The 21,333-nt window shown below is 43.7% G+C and carries 14 protein-coding genes; 6 read left to right on the top strand and 8 right to left on the bottom strand.

Going from position 1 to position 21,333, the window contains the following annotated elements:
* The first annotated feature begins 20 nt into the window (after positions 1 to 20).
* Complete coding sequence (locus I3252_RS03375) at positions 21 to 1,658, top strand: hypothetical protein (RefSeq protein WP_238034216.1); 1,638 nt, start codon at positions 21 to 23, stop codon at positions 1,656 to 1,658.
* A gap of 79 nt (positions 1,659 to 1,737) precedes the next feature.
* Positions 1,738 to 2,091, top strand: coding sequence for a hypothetical protein (locus I3252_RS03380; RefSeq protein ID WP_238034217.1), 354 nt, complete (start codon positions 1,738 to 1,740; stop codon positions 2,089 to 2,091).
* Positions 2,092 to 2,211: 120 nt separating this feature from the next.
* On the opposite strand, the gene I3252_RS03385 is transcribed toward I3252_RS03380, so the two are convergent.
* Positions 2,212 to 2,748: a Spy/CpxP family protein refolding chaperone gene (locus tag I3252_RS03385; protein ID WP_238034218.1), complete on the bottom strand. Its 537-nt coding sequence runs from the start codon at positions 2,746 to 2,748 to the stop codon at positions 2,212 to 2,214.
* Positions 2,749 to 3,015: 267 nt separating this feature from the next.
* On the opposite strand from I3252_RS03385, the gene I3252_RS14265 reads away from it, so the two are divergent.
* The 3 genes from I3252_RS14265 to I3252_RS03400 all read left to right on the top strand — a co-directional run bounded on the left by I3252_RS14265 (position 3,016) and on the right by I3252_RS03400 (position 11,903).
* Positions 3,016 to 3,714, top strand: a complete 699-nt coding sequence (locus I3252_RS14265) for a response regulator transcription factor (RefSeq protein ID WP_238034219.1) — start codon at positions 3,016 to 3,018, stop codon at positions 3,712 to 3,714.
* A 14-nt stretch (positions 3,715 to 3,728) separates the two neighbouring features.
* On the top strand, positions 3,729 to 5,396 hold the full coding sequence (locus tag I3252_RS03395; RefSeq protein WP_238034220.1) for an ATP-binding protein: 1,668 nt from the start codon (positions 3,729 to 3,731) through the stop codon (positions 5,394 to 5,396).
* Positions 5,397 to 5,801: 405 nt separating this feature from the next.
* Positions 5,802 to 11,903, top strand: a complete 6,102-nt coding sequence (locus tag I3252_RS03400) for a YadA-like family protein (RefSeq protein ID WP_238034221.1) — start codon at positions 5,802 to 5,804, stop codon at positions 11,901 to 11,903.
* Between the two features lie 277 nt (positions 11,904 to 12,180).
* Here the strand turns inward: I3252_RS03400 and I3252_RS03405 are convergent, their stop codons facing one another.
* Both I3252_RS03405 and maiA read right to left on the bottom strand, forming a co-directional pair.
* On the bottom strand, positions 12,181 to 13,362 hold the full coding sequence (locus I3252_RS03405; RefSeq protein ID WP_238034222.1) for an acyl-CoA dehydrogenase family protein: 1,182 nt from the start codon (positions 13,360 to 13,362) through the stop codon (positions 12,181 to 12,183).
* Positions 13,363 to 13,731: 369 nt separating this feature from the next.
* Positions 13,732 to 14,379: a maleylacetoacetate isomerase gene (gene maiA, locus I3252_RS03410; RefSeq protein ID WP_238034238.1), complete on the bottom strand. Its 648-nt coding sequence runs from the start codon at positions 14,377 to 14,379 to the stop codon at positions 13,732 to 13,734.
* A 142-nt stretch (positions 14,380 to 14,521) separates the two neighbouring features.
* On the opposite strand from maiA, the gene I3252_RS03415 reads away from it, so the two are divergent.
* Positions 14,522 to 15,409, top strand: coding sequence for an IclR family transcriptional regulator (locus tag I3252_RS03415; protein ID WP_238034223.1), 888 nt, complete (start codon positions 14,522 to 14,524; stop codon positions 15,407 to 15,409).
* A gap of 86 nt (positions 15,410 to 15,495) precedes the next feature.
* On the opposite strand, the gene I3252_RS03420 is transcribed toward I3252_RS03415, so the two are convergent.
* From I3252_RS03420 to I3252_RS03440, 5 genes are all read right to left on the bottom strand, one after another.
* On the bottom strand, positions 15,496 to 16,548 hold the full coding sequence (locus I3252_RS03420; protein WP_238034224.1) for a TRAP transporter substrate-binding protein: 1,053 nt from the start codon (positions 16,546 to 16,548) through the stop codon (positions 15,496 to 15,498).
* Between the two features lie 146 nt (positions 16,549 to 16,694).
* A complete protein-coding gene (locus tag I3252_RS03425) occupies positions 16,695 to 17,270 on the bottom strand; it encodes a VOC family protein (protein ID WP_060491002.1) in 576 nt (191 codons plus the stop codon).
* Positions 17,271 to 17,384: 114 nt separating this feature from the next.
* The gene (gene fahA / locus I3252_RS03430) at positions 17,385 to 18,677 is read right to left on the bottom strand and encodes a fumarylacetoacetase (protein WP_238034239.1); all 1,293 of its coding nucleotides are present in this window, start codon (positions 18,675 to 18,677) and stop codon (positions 17,385 to 17,387) included.
* A gap of 262 nt (positions 18,678 to 18,939) precedes the next feature.
* Positions 18,940 to 20,136, bottom strand: a complete 1,197-nt coding sequence (locus tag I3252_RS03435; protein ID WP_238034225.1) for an amino acid aminotransferase — start codon at positions 20,134 to 20,136, stop codon at positions 18,940 to 18,942.
* A 165-nt stretch (positions 20,137 to 20,301) separates the two neighbouring features.
* Positions 20,302 to 21,231, bottom strand: a complete 930-nt coding sequence (locus I3252_RS03440; protein WP_238034226.1) for a LysR family transcriptional regulator — start codon at positions 21,229 to 21,231, stop codon at positions 20,302 to 20,304.
* Positions 21,232 to 21,333 lie beyond the last annotated feature (102 nt).

Raw genomic sequence — 21,333 nt, forward strand, 5'->3', positions numbered from 1 at the left:
ACATCTATTAAGGATAAAAAATGAAAAAATCACATCAAATCATTGCAAGTCATCTTCCATCAGCGAGCCTTGCGTCAGTTCTTAATGGCAATCGCCTATTTGCTGGTGCGTTGGTCACAGGAGCACTATTGTTAACGGGCTGCCAATCTACCAGTCTTGACCAATCTAATGCTATGACTGCTAAGCAAACGCCAGTGGCAGCCAAAACAGCATTGGCGACTACGTTACAGAAACAGCGCCGCCAGTCTTTTAGCTATCATAGCAATCTTGAGGTTAGTAACGAGCAGCAGTTTAGCGATATTGATACTAAAATAGATGCTAAAGCGCCAGTCACCTCAGGCTATATTGATGAATACTGCGAAGACACACACGATCAAGCGTATGCCGCCTTAATTACCCAAGCAGAAGCGCAAAATAAAGACATTTTAGCGGCAGATTATGATGCTCAGCGAACGGTGCTAAAAGACACTTATCTTGAGTGTACGGATGCCTATGAGGCATGGGTAGAGAGTAAATATGATAGTGAAATCACTGTGCCAGAATCTTACCAACAGTTATTTGACAATTACGACGACCGAGCGACAGCGCAAGATATCAAAAAAGCAAAGTTGCTAGATGCTTATGTGCTAAAGCCGCTGTCTATCAATGCGCAAGGCGTTTATCAGCCAATGGCTGGCAAGGCGACGATGCTGGCGAGCGTGCAGTATCAAGCACGTAATCATCAAAGCAGCATGAATCAGCCGATTTATTTGGATTTGAAAAACGGTAATATTTATCTATGGGCAGATAATTTTGCGATGTTTAATTCAGAACTGTTAGATGACAAGCTCGGTACAAAGTGGCGCAATAAGTGGTTAAAGTTTGCCATTGATGATGGCACCTTACCTAAAGGCTTTGGTAGTGAGTTGATAAAAAGCCACTTTGCCGCGTTAGATGCCACATTTGATGCCGCACCTATTAGCCAGTTTGATTATGTCGCCCCTAATACGCTAGCCTCACTCTCTCCCAAGTTACCCGCGCATCAGCTACCAGCAATGCTAGCAAGCAACCAAGTTATTCGCCGTGTACAAAGCGCTGAGAGTTATGAGCAGTTTTATCAAGATTATATGCGCATCGTTTACGAGCGGATGAGTCAGCGATACCCAGAACTGGTTAAAGAAAGCGCGGCTTACGAGGTAGGCAACACAGATGCTGATAAATTTACCAGTAAAGCGTTAGTGCAGCAGATGCTAGCAATGATAAAGAGTGGCATGGATAGTGGCGGTGAGGCAGTAGAGGAAACAATGGCAGAGGCAAAAGAAAAGACGGCAGAAAGTGCAATGCTAGCAAATGCAGAGACGCAAGAGTTGTATGGATTTGATAAGCGTGGTCAGCTCAAATGGCAGCATCTGCGCAGTGAACTTCCGAGCGAAACCGCCGCTAGTAAGAACATGGTCATAGATGTTTTGCAGCAGTATTCCGCTGTAAGCGCCAAAAACATGGCATTTCCCAATTTACCAAGTGATGTGCAAGTGCCTAATGTCAGTAATAGTATTGATATGCGCGAGTATGGTAGCGAGTTGATGCAGTATTATCGTGATGGCAATGGTACTGCGATAGGAAAGATGATGTTTAGTGTCATGCCAATGGCTAAAGAGAAGTTGGGTTCGGTTGATTAGAGTAATGTTTTTATGTTTTAAATTGCTATGTTCTGAAACTTCAAAAATTGAATGATATTGATATTAAAAAAGGAAGGTTATGAAAAAGTTTTTAGTAGGATTTATTCTCACTATAGTTGCATGTGGATCTGCCCAAGCAGGATGTATTGGTAGCTCATCTTTTTCTACATGTTCTGATGCAAGTGGAAATTCATATACAAATAACAGAGTAGGAAATACAACATATACATCTGGCTATAATAGTAGTACGGGAAGCAGTTGGAACCAAAATACTAATAGAATTGGTGATACCTCTTATACTAATGGTGCTAGTGCTGATGGGAGTTCTTGGAACAAAACTTCTCGCCAGATTGGGTCTTATACTTACCATAATGGTAGCGATAGTGATGGAAATAGTTTTAATTACTCATGCAACCAGTTTGGTTGTAATTAATTATATAAAGAAAAATTTTGAAAACTAAAAAGCGCACCGTTTATACGATGCGCTTTTTTATGTGTTCATAATCAGTCTTATAGGACATTCAGTATGAATGCAAAATAGCCTATTAATGACTTACATACCTTGATGTGACTTACCATGCATTTTACCGTGCTCTGAGCCTTTATGACCTTTCGCCATTTTTTCAGCTTTTAATGTAGCAAGTTTTGCGCGTTGCTCAGCAGTCAATACTTGAGAGATAGCATGTTGAGTCTGTACTCGCTCAATGAAGCGCTGCTTAGTTTTAGCCGCTTGCTGATCAGCTAAGCGATTAACTGCGGCTGTATTTAGAGTGCTACTATTAGTCAATGCTTGCATCTGTTGCTGCATTTGCGCCCGTTCCAATTTGTTTTTTGTACGGTCAGCTTTACGATCGCCGTGTTGTGCTTGCATGATGGCTTTGATTTGCGCTTGTTGCGTTGCTGTTAGATCTAGTTGCGACATTGGACCTCTCATGCCGCCTTTTTTCATACCACCTTTTTTCATGCCATCTTTATGCTGCATTTTACTGGTCGTTGGTGTGGTATCAGTGGTTGCATTAACACTGGTACAAGCTGTTACGGTGAAAATGCTAGACATTGCTAATACTGAGCCCATTAATAATTTTTTCATCATCGTTACCTTAATTTATGGTGCATACGTTATTGGTTGCGAAAAAGTCAGTTTTTATCTGATCAGCTTATGAGTGGTAAGTGTCCCGGATAGCCACTATCCATCACAGCTTGTTATCAGTATTTTTCGCTGATAGACGCTATATTACGACAGTTAAAGGTTACGAACATTTATGAAGTATTAAGAAAGGTAACGTTTATAGCGAATCGATAAGCAATTGACGGATAATATGGCTCATAAAGCGATCTAACGCTTAAGGAGAAAGATGTGCCACACATACTACTAGGCGATGATGACGAAGAGTTGACCCAATTGTTACAAGAATACTTGCACAATCATGGGGTGACATGCGATTGCGTTCACGATGGTGAAGCTGTCATACAGAAGCTCAAAACCGCGAGCAATAATGTGCTGAATGGCGCTGCTGCTTACGATTTGCTGGTGTTAGATATTATGATGCCAAAAATCGATGGATTGAGTGTCTTGCGTCAATTGCCCAATATCAGTGATATCCCTGTCATCATGCTGACCGCAAAAGGGGAGGAGATTGATCGTATCATTGGGCTTGAACTTGGTGCTGATGATTATATTACCAAACCCTGCAATCCTAGAGAGCTGCTGGCACGTATCAATGCCGTCATCAAACGTACCAGCGCAGCGACATCAGAGCATACGCCGCTACCAGAGAGCCGTTTGCATCTGGATCAAAACCAGCGGCTTTGTCAGATAGATGGCATAGAACTACAAGTGACGGGGACAGAATTTGATTTGTTGGTTGCGCTATTAAAACAAAAAGGTGAGGTGGTGAGCAAAGCGTGGCTGTCAGAGCATGTTTTACAACGTGAATTACAGCCGTTCGACCGTAGCCTTGATGTGCATGTCTCACGACTCCGCAAAAAACTCCAACCTTTTCATGATGAGCCTATCAAGGCGGTTCGTGGTAAAGGCTATCAGCTGGTATTGTAATGACGGACTCATCGATGAACGCTTCCAAGAAAGCTATTAACCATAAAATGCTTAAGCAAACACCAAAGTTTAAAGTGCGAATCACACTATTTTGGCGTTTGTTTCTAAGTCTATTATTAACAATTATAATCACCTCTATTTTATCGATCATGGTGGAGCGTTGGCTGGTCGAAAAAGCACTAACGGCTCGCATGAACGTACAAACTGATAGTTTATTGATTAAGCGTCAAGAAATGGTTGAGGCATTAAGAGCGGGTGATTTAAGTACAGTTAAGCAGATGTATCGTCAGGACCGTCAACTCATGAATCAGATAAGTGTTTACGATGAAGAAGGGGCGATTATATTTCCGCGTTATCGCAATAGAGATGAGCGTAGGCAAAAAGGTATGCAGGGTAGTCGGCGTGAAGTAGGGCAACTATCAATGCAGTCCTCAATGCAATCAATGGCAGCTCAGCCCAATGTGGACAATAACAGGATTAATAGTCACGATGATAATAATAAAATGTCGAATAATAAGTCGTCATTCTTAAACCATATTCTGCAACCGATGATGCCAAATAGCGCTACGCTAGCTGATTTCGACAGTCGCCCTGAGCTGGCTGATGTGACGGTCGTCTTACCAGATGAGCAGTCTGTCATTATACAATTACGTCCGCATTTGCGTTTTGCTGATGTTATGGCGCTGCAACGTGGCAATTTTCCCATACGTTTGCTATTTATTCTCGTTTTTAGCGTCTTGGTTTGTATTTGGCTGAGCCGTACAATGACTCAGCGTATCCGCCGTGTACAAAATACCGTACACCGTCTGATTGATGGCGATTATCAGACCCACCCAGACCTATCAAAAATGGGAGATGATGAGCTTGGTTTACTCGCGAAAGATGTGGCTAAACTATCAAAACGGTTGGCTGAGAGTGAGCTGGCACGCAAACAGATGCTCAGTGATATCTCGCACGAGCTACGATCGCCACTGGCGCGACTTGATGTGGCGACTGAGCTGACCCGCGACTTTGCACCGAATGCCAGTCGTTATCTCGACCGTATCGATAAAGAGTCGGCGCGGATGAATGAGTTGATTGAGCAAATCATTCATATTCAATCTCTACAAATGCAGCAATATACGATCGACAATATAGAAAACGAAGTGGTTGATATTTCTGACATCATCAGTGAAATTGGACAAGACGTTTGCTTTGAGTTTCAGCATAAAAACGTGCGTTGGCAATGGCAGCCGAGTCATGCATTGGTGGCAGACGCTTCATCTACCACTGATTCAACAACGTCTTGGACAGTGCTTGGCAATCAAGAACAGCTGCATAGTGCGCTTGAGAATGTCATTCGTAATGCTTTTATGCATACGGCCTCTGATTCAACAGTCATTGCTGACATTAAAAAAGTGGAGATGGAAGGCAATAAGCCTGCACTTCAAATCAGCATCACAGACGAGGGTGGTGGCATCGCGGATAAGGACTTGGCGCGTATTTTTCAGCCCTTTGTACGGCTTGACTCGGCTCGCCATCGTGAAACGGGGGGTTATGGTTTGGGGCTGGCAATCGTTCATGCCGTGGTAATGGCACACAAGGGTCAGATTCATGTCTATAATCGCCAAGATGATATCCAAGGGCTGGTGATGCAAATAACATTGCCTGTTAACTCTGAAGGGGGACTAAGAGCAACATAAAGTGGCGAACATGCGCTTAAAACATCTCTAAAGTGTGTGTATAAGCGTGTGTTTTATTAAGTTTCAAAGCGGATTATTTCAAAAAAGTGGGAGCATTCAATATAAGCAAGGAGCAAAAAACATCTATATATTCATTTTTTGTTATATAATTGGATGAACGGTAATAAATGCCCGATGAGCGGCATTGTCTCTCTCTATATATTCGGTAATACTAATATATAGAGAGAGCGATTAGGGCTTTTCAAGATAAAAAGTGTTATTTGTTGGTTAACAAGATAAATGATGAACAAAAACATTTACTCATTGTCAGCCGATAACGTGTTGTATTTTGTGATATCGACTCTCTGCAAGATGGATATTATCTCTGATCTTTAAATCTGACCAGTCTGTAAGGGAGTGCACACTATGAACCGCATCTATAAAGTAATATGGAATGAAGCCTTGAGCTGTTTTACCGCAGTTGGTGAATATGCAAAGGGGCGCGGCAAATCTTCTAAATCTAGCGTGAGCGCAAACGCGACCATCAATACGACTTCTAATCTTTCTTCTACCCAATTTTTCCGACTATCCACGATCGCCATAGGGATGCTGGCGGCTGGATTTACAATGTCACCGCAAGCTTTTGCGCAAGTGAATGTCGGCGGTGGTACGGGATCTGGTACGGCAATTTCTTCTTGTAATACAAACAGTACTGAAGCGAATGCTGAAGGCAGCTATTCGGTTGCCATTGGCTGTGAAGCGGACGCTGGGCAAAACTTCAATCTGGTCGATAGAGGCAATCCGTCGTTTACTTGGACGGGTGGTTCACAAAACAACTCTGGTAGTACCGCCATTGGCACTGGGACAGAAGCCGGTGACGTCGCTACTGCTCTAGGCACTCAAGCAAAAGCTATTGGTCGGTCATCTGTGGCAATTGGGGCGGCAGCGTATTCTAATGGGAATACCTCGTTAGCGCTTGGACGTCAATCGGCAGCGACTGCTGATTTTGCTCAGGCTATTGGTAACGTCTCCTCAGCAACGGGTCAAGGCTCTCTAGCTGTTGGTCATTCAGCACTTGCCTCAGGCAAACGTGGTATCGCGATTGGTTCAACTGATTTTGAAAATGCAGGTAAAGTGGCTGATCAAGCAAATGTAGGTTATAGAGCGAATGGACAAACTCAAGCAGTTGGCAGTGATACGATTGCCTTTGGTAGTAATGCAAAAGCGACTGCTGATAACAGTCTTGCTTTTGGTGTCGGCTCTCGATCTAACGCAGTAAATGGCATCGCATTAGGTTCAAACTCTATTGCAAATCGTGCTGGTGGTGCCAGTGGTTTTGTGCCAGTAGGAGCAGATAGTTCAGTCATCCAAGCAACGGATAGCGTTACACTTGGCGCGGTCTCTGTAGGAACAGGAGCAGCGGGTGGCAACCGTCAGATTGTAAACGTCGCAGCAGGTAGCAGTGACAGTGATGCTGTCAATGTGGCTCAGCTAACGGGGCTGTCGAATACTGTCGCTAGTAATAAAACCAAGTATTATAGCGTGGACTCAGATGCTGTCGGTAATGCTAATAATGACGGAGCGACAGGTTATAACGCCATGGCGCTGGGCGGAAATGCAAAAGCCACAGGCAGCCAAACCATTGCGATTGGCAGCTCAGAATTTGGGCAACAGACGATGGCAAGTGGTGAGCAATCGATTGCTATCGGTGCTAATGTCGTGTCTAGAGGGGCATCGTCTATCGCAATAGGCGGTGATGATCTAGATTTTGCATCGAAAACCAATATCGATGGTAGTCCGTTGTCACCATTAAATAGTGGCACAGTTAACGAGGCTTTCAAATCCTACGTAGGTAAAGATTTGGTAGAAACCAATCAGTACGATGTCAATACCGAAGCTGGAGGTGCTGCGTCGATAGCCATTGGTGCAAAATCGCTGTCTAAAGGTGATCTGTCTACAGCCGTTGGTATTCATTCCAATACCTCGGGAACTGCTTCTTCAGCGTTCGGTGTTGGCGCATCAGCGAGCAAAGATGGTTCAGTCTCTTTAGGTGCAGGCTCAACAACAGCAACAAGTGCAAGCTCTGAAAAGACAATGACAGTTGGTGGCGTGGTATATGATATCGCCGGTAATGTCATTGATGATAAGGGCATGCTACGAGAGGGTGCGCAAGTATCCGTGGGCGTAGTAGGATCTGAGCGTCAGATCAAAAACGTCGCTGGTGGAGCTGTCACTGCGGCTAGTACGGATGCAGTGAATGGTAGTCAATTATATGCGACCAATGAAGCGGTCGGAAATAATACCACAACTATTAACAAGGGCTTTGCGCTAAAAGCCGCTGATGGTAATACAGTACAGAAACCATTGGGACAAGCCGTTGAGGTGGTTGGCTCTAACAGCAACATCGACACCCGAGTAAAAAATGGCAAAATCGAAGTTGAGCTCAATGACAATTTAAACTTAGGTACAACAGGCAGCGTTAGCACTGGCAACTTATTAAACGGCACGACTGTTAATGGTCTAGGTATTGTCACTGGCGGCGTGCTCACTGGCGTCACTACAGTTAGTGGTGCAGGTGTCACGGTAACGGGTGGAAGCATATTTAACCCTACCAATGCCACGTTAACCAGTAATGGTCTGACCATTTTAAATGGTCCAAGCATCACGAAAAGCGGGGTCAATGCGGGTAATAAGAAGGTCGTCAATGTTTCTAATGGTACGGTCAGTCTAAATAGCAAAGACGCCATCAATGGTGGTCAGTTATTTAATACCAACCAACAAGTCACGACCAATACTAGCAACATCTCAACCAATACCACCAATATTGGCACCAACACTGACAATATTGCTAAAGGCATCAAGTTTAATGTGAATGATGCAAGCAGCGGCGGTACTCTCAAAAAAACCTTTGCCTTGGGTGAAGAAATTAAGTTTGATACGGACAGCAATTTAACCACCACTGGCTTATCAACGGGTGATGGAATCAAACTTGGTTTAGCCAACAACTTAACAGGTCTGGATAGCGCAAGCTTTAATAGCGGCGTTAGTATCTCATCTACTGGTATCAACGCAGGTGATAAAGTCATCTCAGGAGTGGCTAGCGGTGGCACAACGGAAACCAATGCGGCGAATATTGGTGATTTGAATAGTGCCATTACTGGTGTATCCACCTCAGGCTTTGCGCTAAAAGCCGCTGATGGTAATACAGTACAGAAACCATTGGGACAAGCCGTTGAGGTGGTTGGCTCTAACAGCAACATCGACACCCGAGTAAAAAATGGCAAAATCGAAGTTGAGCTCAATGACAATTTAAACTTAGGTACAACAGGCAGCGTTAGCACTGGCAACTTATTAAACGGCACGACTGTTAATGGTCTAGGTATTGTCACTGGCGGCGTGCTCACTGGCGTCACTACAGTTAGTGGTGCAGGTGTCACGGTAACGGGTGGAAGCATATTTAACCCTACCAATGCCACGTTAACCAGTAATGGTCTGACCATTTTAAATGGTCCAAGCATCACGAAAAGCGGGGTCAATGCGGGTAATAAGAAGGTCGTCAATGTTTCTAATGGTACGGTCAGTCTAAATAGCAAAGACGCCATCAATGGTGGTCAGTTATTTAATACCAACCAACAAGTCACGACCAATACTAGCAACATCTCAACCAATACCACCAATATTGGCACCAACACTGACAATATTGCTAAAGGCATCAAGTTTAATGTGAATGATGCAAGCAGCGGCGGTACTCTCAAAAAAACCTTTGCCTTGGGTGAAGAAATTAAGTTTGATACGGACAGCAATTTAACCACCACTGGCTTATCAACGGGTGATGGAATCAAACTTGGTTTAGCCAACAACTTAACAGGTCTGGATAGCGCAAGCTTTAATAGCGGCGTTAGTATCTCATCTACTGGTATCAACGCAGGTGATAAAGTCATCTCAGGAGTGGCTAGCGGTGGCACAACAGAAACCAATGCAGCAAACATCGGTGATGTACAGATGGCAGCCGCAGGAGCGAGAACCAAAGTAGTTAAAGGTACGAATGTTGCCAGTGTTGACTTTTCAACCGATAGCGATACTGGACAAGATGTATATACTGTCAATGCTAATGGCACCAGTGTTTCTACTGCAGATGCTAATGCACTAACAGTTAGCACTAGTGTCAAAGATCCTGATACCAATATCACCGACTATCAAGTTGATCTAAGCGAAGGTAGTAAGGCGAGCTTGGTAAAAGCTGATAGTGCGATGCAAACGGTAGTGACACAAATCAATGGTGCTGAAGTCAAGACTTTGGATAAAGACAATAATACAGCCAACTTTATTACTGGTGACAATATTGTCTTGACCGCTGACAATGGCGGTATCAAAGTTGCTACTGCTGCCGACTTAGTCTCAACCAGCTTGACCACAGGAACTACAGTCGTCAACGCTGATGGTGTCACATTCACGGGTGGGACTAATCAAACGGTCAGACTCAGTAATAGTGGGCTGGACAATGGTGGCAATCAAATTACCAATGTCGCTAACGGTACAATAGCCAGCGATGCCGTAAACTTTGGTCAACTACAAGCCACGACCACGACCATCGATAAAGGCCTCGACTTCGATGGTGACACGGGTACTACCGTTAATCGTCAGCTTGGTGACAAGCTGACAATCAAAGGTGGCGCGACCGTGGCAAGTGACTTGTCAAATGGCAACAACATTGGCGTCGTTGCTGACGGTACCAGCACATTGACCGTGAAACTTGCGAAAGATTTAACTGGTCTTAACAGCGCAAACTTTGGTAGCGGTGTCAGCATCTCAGCCAATGGTCTAAACAATGGTGGCAATAAAATTACTAACGTTGCAGAAGCGACCACAGGTAAGGATGCGGTAAACTTCGACCAATTGTCAGCAACCAATAGTCTCGTGGCCAAAGGCATCAAAATCGGTGATGGCAATAGTGCCAACGACCAGCAGTTTGCTTTAGGTGATACCATCAACGTCACTGGTGATAGCAACATTACGACGACAGCCTCGGCAACGGGTGTTCAGGTGAAACTGAATAACCAGTTGAATTTAGGCAATGAGGGTAGCATGCAGATTGGTAATAGCATTATGAATAGTAATGGCTTTACCTTTACCGATAATGGTCCGGGTAGAACGGTTAGACTGAGCAGTAGTGGTCTTGACAATGGTTTTAACAGAATCACCAATGTAGCTGCTGGTATTGCCGATACAGATGCGGCGACTGTCGGACAGTTGAATGCCACGACGTTTGCCCTTGATCAAGGTTGGGGACTAACGGCTCAGGGTGATGTTGCCACTATGATCAAACAAGGCAGCGCCATCGATTTGAACAGTACAGATGGTAATATTAAAGTGACTAGATCAGCGGACAATAATGTTAGCCCTGGCCTACGTGCTGCTGCACCATTGGCAGGCGCCAATGACATTAGCTTCGATTTAAATCCAGACCTGAATTTAGATAGCGTAACGACGGGTGATACCATTATGAATAATAATGGGCTGACTATTACAGGTGGACCTAGTGTCACCAAAGCGGGCATCAATGCTGCTGACACTAAGATTACAAACGTTGTGAACGGCGATGTATCTGTAGGTAGCAAAGATGCTATCAATGGTGGTCAGCTCTATGCACAAGGTAGTGGCATCAGTAGTGTCATTGGCGGTGAGACAGTCTACAATCCTGTAGATGGTACCTTTACCAATAGTAATATTGGTGGTACTGGTCAAAATAGTATCGACGGTGCGATTGCTTCTATTAAGCAAGGAGAAGTCGTTATCAATGAAAACATCCAAGCCAACACCACCAATATCCAAACCAATACCACGAATATTGCCACGAATAAAACAAACATCGACACCAATACGACCAATATCAAAGTGAACAAGGATAAAATAGATGCGGGTCTCAATTTTGGTGCTGATAGCGGTGCTACCATCAACAAACCAGTAGGCGATGGCAGTGTCCTCACCTTCACAGGTGGTAATAACATCACCACAACAGCAGCAGGCAGTAGTATTAAGTTTGATCTAAACGGTAATATTAATATCGATAGCGTCAAAACTGGCAATACGACAATCAATAATAATGGTGTCAGCATTGTCGGTGGTCCTAGTATGACTGCAAGCGGTATCAACGCCGCTGGCAACAAGATCACTGATGTGGCTGATGGCATGGCACCCAGAGACGCTGTAAATATGGGTCAATTAGATGCTGTTAGTCAAAGACTTGGCAACAACATGAATGAGCTAGGTTATAAAATTGGTGAAGTCGAAGACGATGCAAATGCTGGTATTTCAGCCGCCATGGCAATGTCTTCACTACCGCAAGCTTACATCGCTGGTAAATCCTTAATCGGTGGCGGTATAGGAACGTACAATGGGGAAAGTGCAATTGCTATTGGCTTCTCGAAGTTATCCAATGATGGTCGTTGGGTCATGAAGGTAAACGGCACCGCTGATACCCAAGGTAATGCTGGCGGCTCGATTGGTGCAGGCTTCCATTTTGATTAAAGCAATCAAGCCTACTATCAAGTAAAGTGATTTGTTAGTTATAAAAATTAGTCATAAAAAAGCAAGGCATCAGATGTCTTGCTTTTTTGCGACATGAGCATGAAGACGTTTTCAGCGTGATAATTTGGTAGTCACTATTTGGTAATCACTATTTGGTAATCACTATTTGGTAGTCACTATATGATTTTTAATAATGATTTATCTTTCTTTGGCTCAATAGCCAAGCGATACAAAGCCCTCATTCAATGAAGGCCTATTTATTTTTACAAAAGCAATTTTATACTCTGAACATGGCTGCATTTGGGGTCAATCCGACATAAGCCATGCCAGCTTGCTCCATCCAATGTGGCTGCACGATACCATGTTGTAAAATAGCATGAATGTCTCGATGCGCTCTTTCTATTCTATGTTTTTTATATAGCGAGACCGTACCAGCGACCGCATAAATCTCCGATACCATGGCTCTGGCTTCTCTCGCTGCTTCACAGGCTGCTGCCCACACATCAGCCAGCTGTATATCGGTAAAGGCATTCTGTTGCTGTGCTTCGTTCCATAATATCTCGACACTATTGTGTAGTTGTGCGCGCCTAGACGCTAATAGTGTTTTGCTTTTAGCGATAGTCGCTTGTACTGCTGCACGATCACGCAAATCTGGGCTTTTACCGGGCGTTACTTTCTCAAGGCAAATTTGGATTAACTCATCTGTCGCTGCTTTTAAGACACCCAGTGCCATTGCTGCACAGCCAGCGGCATTAATACAACCAATTGGTAGGCGGCTATACGCATTATCGATGGCGACAGGGCTATCAAAATCGACCGCGTAACGTTCCTGCACAAACGCGTCTTTGATGACGATGTCGTGACTGCCTGTACCATTTAGTCCACCAACATGCCAAGTATCAATCACTTTCACATCTTTTTTTGGAATAAAGAACAGCTTTAAATTTGCACCCGGTCCAAGGGTCGTAGGCGAGCCTTCGGATATTACTAAGCAGCGCAGCACAAACCAGTCTGCCAATTCACAACCTGATACTAATGTCCATTGACCTGAGACCGTATATCCTTCAGCGGTTTGTTTAGCAATCCCTTCAGGGCGTGCTGAGTTGGCATAGACATGAGAGGGGTCACTGTATATCTCCTTCATGCTAGGCTCGTCTAAAAACCGTCCAAATGTGCAGGCCAAATGGTTGTTCCAAACGATCCAAGCAACTGAAGCTTCAGCACTGGCTAACGTCTCATAAACCTTTAATGTTTCCACAGGGTTGCCTTGCCATCCTCCCAACGATTTTGGCAGTCCCATCCTAAATAGCGACAACTCTGACAGTTTTTTGACCACTGTCGGTGCAATTTTTCTACAGGTTTCTGTTTCTTCTCTAGCCGATAGGGCTAAATCATAAATATCTTGAGCGGCATGGGATGGTAGAGCGTCTTTGTTATTTGATAAAGGTGTATAACTCATAATATCCAACCTTATTTTAATGAATAAAACAGTATGTTTATCTCAAATTAATTCTAAATTTGAGATATAACAACGCCTATACCAAGAATAGCCAACAGTTGACTGCTATACAACCAATAATTTGAATATATAGAATATTATATTGAGATGAAAAGTAGAGGTGATGATTCGATGAAATATTGAATACTGTATTTGGCTTAAGAGTATCAAGGCTTTGCCTGTTTTTAGGCAGTCATTCGCTTTGATTGCTTTGTCTGAGCCCTGAGCCCAGCAATTATAAGGGCGTTTTGTTATTAAATTCTCTAATCATTTAATTCTCTAGTCATCTAATAGCAAAACACCCTTACTGAAAGCACCCTGTTTGAGTATTTATTGAGACTTGGGCGCATCAGGCTGCATGCTAGGATCAGCGTCAGCAAAGGCTTTGAGCGTACGGCAATGCGTGTCAATTTCGATGATATTGGGATAAGCACTTAAGTCCACGTTAAAACGTTGCGCCGAAGAGACCTGAGGAATCAAATAGCAATCTGCAAAAGTAGGGCTGTCACCGTAGCAAAATTTTCCACGGCTTTTGTCTTTTGCTAGTATTTTCTCTAACGCCGCAAAGCCCTCACTCATCCAACGGTTGCACCACGCCATGACTTTTTCTTCGTCTACTGCCAGCTCATTGCGTAGGTATTGTAAGATACGGCGGTTATTAATAGGATGAATATCACAACCAATCATAGCGCTAATGGCTCGTACTTGCATACGTCCAGCCGCGTCTTTAGGCAATAGCGGGTTTTTAGGATGAACCTCTTCTAACCATTCTAAAATGGCTGGGCTTTGATATAGTAATAAATCATCGGTCTGTAAAACAGGCACCAATCCTTGTGGATTGAGTGATTTAAAGGCATCTGCTAACTGCTCATCTTTTGCTAAATTGACCGAAATATAGTCATAATCTAAGCCTTTGAGATTCATCGCGATACGAGTACGATACGAGGTGCTGCTGCGAAAGTAGCCATAAAGTGTCATCATTGTGAATTCCTTTTATTATGGTAGGTTGTGAATGAGATAAGCAGTTATAATTAATAATACGAAATGTATGTTATACAATTAAAAAACTCTTATGACGTTACCTCTTCATTTCAGTTTTTCATGAATATATTAGATTAATATGCCAAGTAAATTACTCATCGAGCAAAATATGCCAGCAGCTGAAAACCCTTTAGACAATCCCGTGACAACCAATAAAAGTCAAAGTGGCGTCCAGTCACTGGAGATTGGCTTGTCGGTATTAGACGTTCTTATTGATCATAACGAGCCGATGATGCTAAAAGATATTGCGCAAGTGATGCAAATGCATCCAGCAAAGTGTCACCGCTATTTGGTCAGCCTCATACGTAAAAACTATGCGCGTAAGCTTGATGATGGTCGCTACGGGCTAGGCGATAGGATTAACACATTGGCAGCATTGGGGCACTCTGGGTTTAGTCAAAACAATATTTTAGAGCGGCTAACGCACATCGCTAATGAAATCAAAGACACCCTGAATTGCGGTGTGCAGATTGCCAAATGGTTTAGCGAAGGTCCTATTATTATTCAGTCCGTTGAACCAGATAGCCCGATTAGTATTATCACTCGTATCGGTTCACGTATGCCGCTGACGACATCGGCGACGGGGCAATTATTTGCCAGTTATCAGCCAGATGCCGTCATTCAGCCATTGGTCACAGCTGAATGGCAGAAAGACAATGAAGCAATAATCACAGAAAAATGGCAGAATTTCAGTCACTTGCAGGCCAAGATTCGTACCCAAGGCTATGCGACGGTCACTGGTGATATGCTGATGGGGATTAATGCCATCACAATTCCTGTCATAGTGCCATCATTTGCTAATAGCGCTGTTAATCTATCTGCTGTTAGTGGCAAAACTGCTAGCAAAGGACTACCACTAGAATATGCCATCACTATCATTGGAACGACACAGCAATTGCCTATGAGTGAGCAACACAACGTGGTTGAGCAAATTCTAGCAATCGCGCAGCGTTATCAAATTGCGTAGCTGGTATTTTTACTAGATAAGTTTTAATCATATAAATTGACCGGCTATCGCGTAAAGGTTGAATATCATTTAATGATATTCAACCTTTAGACCATGCAGGCGCTACTTGCTGATTTTGCTTTTTCGTATACATTATTAGCATCTAGACCAGTGGCATTCACTTCGTCAAGGTAATGCTGCGAGCCTTCCATTAATGGACCCTTCCAGTCTGGGTCATTGAGTGGGTTAGGAATATCGATCATGATATCGCCTTTTTCTTTAGCGGCAGCCATTGCTTTGGCATTACTGACGTCAAATACTTTGGAGACACGTGCTGCCATCTCCGCCCCTGAATTGTCATCAATTACTTTCTTGAGATCATCGGGCAAATTGTCGTATTTCTCTTTATTCATACTGATAACAAAAGTAGAGTTATAAAAAGGAATATTGGTGTGCGTATTGATTAACTCATCAAGACGAAATGCTTGAATGGGCTGCCAAGTAAAGCTGAGTCCGTCAATGACACCGCGTTGAAGGGAAGTATAAGTATCACTGGCAGGCATGCCAACGGGCGCCGCGCCAGTCGCTTCGATAATATGACTCGCAACCGCAGAAGGTTGGCGAATACGCAAACCTTTCATATCAGCTGGCGTGCGAATCGGTTTATCAACCGTATGAAGCGCACCTTGTCCAGTGCCTATCAGTGCTAGCAGGTGAGTATCTTCGTACTCATCTTTAATGACACCATCATCATACAGTTTATGAAGTATGCAGCTCTGCTGCTGTGCGGTATTAGTGATACCTGGCAGCTCTACAATTTGAGTTAAAGGAAATCGCCCTGCTGTATATCCTTGCGCTTGCATACCAATATCAACGATACCTTTCGCGGTAGCATCATAGGTAGCCCCCGGTTTGCTAAGAGTAGCAGAAGGATAGATCTCAATCTTTAAGCGGCCTTTTGATTCTTCTTCGATTTTCTTTGCCCATGGCTGCAATGCTTCGGTGTTTATGTTGTCATTGGCAGTCATAAAGTGCGAGAATCGCAACGTCGTCACTTCACCTGCATCTGTAGATGTGCTGACCGCTTGATCGTTATTGGAGCAGCCAGTCATCGCAATCGAGGCAGCTAAGAGTATTCCTAAAGGGGTTTTTATTTTCATCATTGAATCCTTTCATGATGGTTAGATATTGTTCGCTACCTAGGGCGTATCATCAATTAGTATATTGATACATTTAGTGGTCTTAAAATGATGGTACGCCCTAATTAGTCATATAAAAAGAGATAGCAAACACAATAACAGGTCAATTACTCACCGACAGGCGCGACTTCTCTTGCTTCAGCCAGTTCCTCTGCATGTAAAAACTGGGTATGAGCTGGTGCGCGTTTGGTAAGTGACCATTCTTCTAACATCTCATACTTCATGGCTTCAGTAATCATCGAGACTTTTTCTTCTGAGGTAATATCATCGTAGGTGAGTTCCATACGATGGCCATTAGGATCAAAGAAATAGATAGAATGGAAGATACCGTGATTGGTCACGCCGACCACATCAATACCATTTTCTTCTAAATGCTTTTTTGCTGCCATTAAGGCATCACGGTCTTTTACCTTCATGGCTAAGTGTTGCACCCAATTTGGGGTATTCGGGTCAAAGCCCATTTCCGGTTGATTAGGCACTTCAAAAAACGCCAAGACATTGCCATTACCTGCGTCTAAAAAAACATGCATATAAGGATCAAAGGCTTTGGTCGAAGGCACGTGGTCTTCAGCGAATGCAAGGATGAAATCCATGTTTAGGTATTTTTGATACCATTCAACGGTTTCTTTAGCGTCTTTGCAGCGATAGGCCACATGATGGATTTTTTCAATTTTAAAGCTCATATCAAACTCCTTTTGATAGGGAATGCAGTGAGTAATAGGCTGCCAGTACCGATTGACTATAGGTCGATGGTTGCTTGGCAGCTCAAAACAACTGTGCTCACATTTTTTTCTAGACTATTTGTCAAAATCAAAGTTAAGCGCGGGCAGTACTTTGCCGCGTACTTCACCAAACCCGACACGAATGCCGTCTTTTTCGCTATAGCCTTTCATGATTACTGTGTCGCCATCTTCAATAAAACTGCGGGTCTCGCCGCCTTTTAAAATGACAGGTTTGGTCGCATTCCAAGCAATCTCTAACATTGAGCCATAAGAATCTGGTGTTGGTCCTGAAATCGTACCTGAGCCCATCATATCGCCAACTTCCACTTTACAGCCAGTGATGGTGTGGTGGGTTAGCTGCTGCGCCATTGACCAATACATATGCTTGAAGTTGGTCTCACAAACCACAGTGGCGCTATCTGAGTTTTCAGGCAATAACTCAACTGATAGATGGATGTCGTAGCTATTATTGCTGTCTTTTTCGTTTAGATATGCCAATGGTTTTGGCTCTTGAATCGGGCATGCTGTTTTAAAAGGTGCCAACGCATCCATAGTCACAATCCAAGGCGAGACTTCAGAAGCAAAGGTTTTGGCATTAAATGGCCCTAAAGGCACGTATTCCCATTTTTGAATGTCACGGGCTGACCAGTCGTTGAGCAAAACCATGCCAAAAATATGCTCAGAGGCATTGTCTACTGCGATTGGTTGACCAATGCTATTACCTTTACCAACCACAAAAGCAGTCTCAAGCTCAAAATCTAAACGCTTACAGGCTGAGAAAATAGGGCGGTCGTCAGCGTTTGGCTTTAATTGACCAGAGGGGCGTATCACATCAGTGCCACTGACGATGACAGTGCTGGCGCGTCCGTTATAGCCGACTGGCATTTCAGTCCAGTTAGGTAGTAGGGCGTTGTTTGGATCACGGAACATAGTGCCGACGTTGGTCGCATGTTCTTTAGACGAATAGAAATCGGTAAAACCTGGGACGTGAACGGGCAGATGCATGGTGACGTCTGCTTGATTAAATAGCGCTTTTTTCTGCAAGTCTTGATTGTCACGCAAGGTGTCGCTGACACTAGATAGTAGGGTTTGGATGGTTGAGCGTGCTTGAGTCCAATTGTCTCGACCTGAGTCAATAAAAGCATTTAGCGTTGGTTGATCAAAATATGGACTGCCCTCTAAGCTCAGTAAACCTTCTGCTTCGAGCACAGACAAATCCAATACGTACTCACCGATAGCCACACCAGCGCGGCGCTTGTTATTATCAGCAGCATCTTTGGTATCACTAAAAATACCATAAGGTAGGTTATGAATGGAGAAGTCAGAATCAGCGGCGATATCGATAAAGGATGTGAGGGTGTTGTCAATCGTTGACATAGGTTGCTCCTTGCTAAAGCATATAATGAATTACGTTATAATTAACTACTTACGCATAATGTAATTTATCAAAGTGGAGATTGCAAGGGTTTTTGTGCAGTGTTTTCTTAAAATAGACGTGATACTAGGGACGTTGATGTTCTTTGGTAAAACAAATAGGAAAAACGCAGGACATAAAAAAAGGCTGAGCACTCGCTCAACCTTTTTATGAATCGCTATTACTGACTACCGCACCGTTTTAATGCGTGCTCACTCAGTCTTTCAAGACGTCTGCCATGGCATTGGCGACATAGTCGATGTTACTGGTGTTCAGTCCAGCCACACACATACGTGAGTTGGAAACCATGTAAATGCCAAACTCGCTTTGTAAGCGTTCGACTTGCTCAGGCGTTAGACCAGTAAAGCTAAACATGCCGTTTTGACGGGTAATATAGTCAAAGTTGCGGTTCGGGATTTTGGCTTCTAACACTGATTTTAGCTGTAAACGCATGGCTTTGATACGGTCGCGCATCGCATAAACTTCACCAACCCATTGCTCATGTAGTGCTTCGTCGTTCATAACGATATCGACCACACGACCACCATGTGAGGGCGGGCTTGAGTAAATACGGCGTACGGTAGCATTTAGCTGACCGAAGACGCGCTCTGTCTCGTCAACCGTTGGACAAACAACTGATAGACCGCCGACACGCTCACCATATAGCGATAAGTTTTTAGAGAATGAGTTGCTGACAAACAATGGCAAGCCCATATCGACAGCTTTACGAATCGCATAAGCATCGCTGTCCATGTCTTCGCCAAAGCCTTGGTAGGCAATGTCCATAAATGGAATCAATTCGCGCGCTTGAATGACGTTCAGCACGGTATCCCATTGCTCACGGGTCAAATCTAGACCTGTTGGATTGTGGCAACAAGGATGCAGCAAAATCACATCATTTTTGTTCAACGTCTCAAAAAACGCAATCATTTCATCGAATTTGATGCTGCTGTTGGCTTTGTCGTAGTACGGGTATTTACCCACTTCGACGTCAGAGCCTTCAAAAATAGCAATGTGGTTGCCCCATGTTGGATCACTCACATAGCATTTAGATTGTGGGAACCATTCATGGATGAACTCAGCGCCAACTTTTAACGCGCCAGAACCGCCGATCGTAGCGATAGTGGCGACCAAACCGTCTTTTAAAATCTGCGCGTCTTTACCGAACAGTAATTCCTGACAGCCTTTACGATGTCCTGGCAAGCCTGCCATCGGCAGATATGGACGCGGCGCAATAGGATCGGCAATGCGTTCTTCGGCTATTTTTACACAGTCAAGTACAGGCAATACACCATTTTCATCATAATAAATACCAATGCCTAAATTGACCTTTTTAGGATTGTTATCTGCTGTATATTTTTCCATCAGCCCTAAAATTGGATCACCAGCGTAATAGTCGATACGTTCAAACATGTTGTTTCCTTATGAAATATAAATCAAGCCGCCAAAAATCATAGAGCAAATTGACGGTTAACTCAATATGAGATTCAATTATCTTGCATAATTAATAAAATAGTTGATTGCGACTATTGTGTTTCAAGCATTTTTAAGCACCGATGATGTCTGTATCAGCGATACTTAAGTATGCTGTAAGTCATTAAAATGACTGGAAAAATAGCTCTGCAAGAAGTCTTTGAAAGCAATAGTAGCAGGTGATAACGCACGAGAAGAACGCTGATAGATAAAAAACTGCCGCATTTTAACGGGTTGTGCCAGCGGCCTCATTTGTAAGCCATTGGCGCTAACCCAGTCAATGACTTCGGGCATATAGGGCAAACATAAGGTAATACCGAAGCCTTGACGGGTCATCTCAAGCGCGGTGGACATAAAATTGACTTTGTAACGTGCCTGTTGGATATGGCTGGCGATCTGGTCATCCAACTCGGCTGTTACTTGTTCAATGAAAGGACCTTGCAGCGTGATGAGCGGAATGTCTAATAAATCCTGCCACGTTATTTCATGTTTTTGTGCCAGCGCATGGTTGTCAGGGATCACCACACAAAATGGCAGCTGATATAACAAATCAGCATTGATATCGTCCTCAGCCTCCATAAATCCAAGCTCAGTACCGACACCCAAATCTACTTCAATGTCCTGAATATGTCTGAGTAAGTTTTCTGCCGAACAATCTAATAGCGACACGCTAATCTCGGGGTGTTGTTTGGAAAACTGGGCGATGACTGCTGGCATCGAAGAGGCTGCAAACTGCGAAACAGCGAGTCGTACTTGACCTTGCGCCAAGCTTGTTAAACTGCTCGCCTCATTTTCAAACAGCTGCATCTCATTCAAGATACGCCGTGCTTGTGGCAATAAATGCCGTCCTACTACCGACAAAGACAGCTGGCGGGTAGTACGGTCGAACAGCACAATACCGAGGCTGGACTCTAGCTCTTTAATCAAGCCGCTAACGGCAGATTGGGTCAAATGCATCTGATCGCTGGCACGGGTAAAACTGCCATTGTCAGCGACTTGGATAAAAGCGGTTAATTGGCGAATGCTGATATTCATAAGTAAACCTGATAAATAAATCATAAAAAACAATTAGTCTTATAAATAAACCTAATCTAATATAAATACATCGTCAATAAGAATTATTGATTGAAGACATTT

The organism is Psychrobacter sp. Ps4, assembly GCF_022129285.1.
Lineage (GTDB): Bacteria > Pseudomonadota > Gammaproteobacteria > Pseudomonadales > Moraxellaceae > Psychrobacter > Psychrobacter immobilis_A.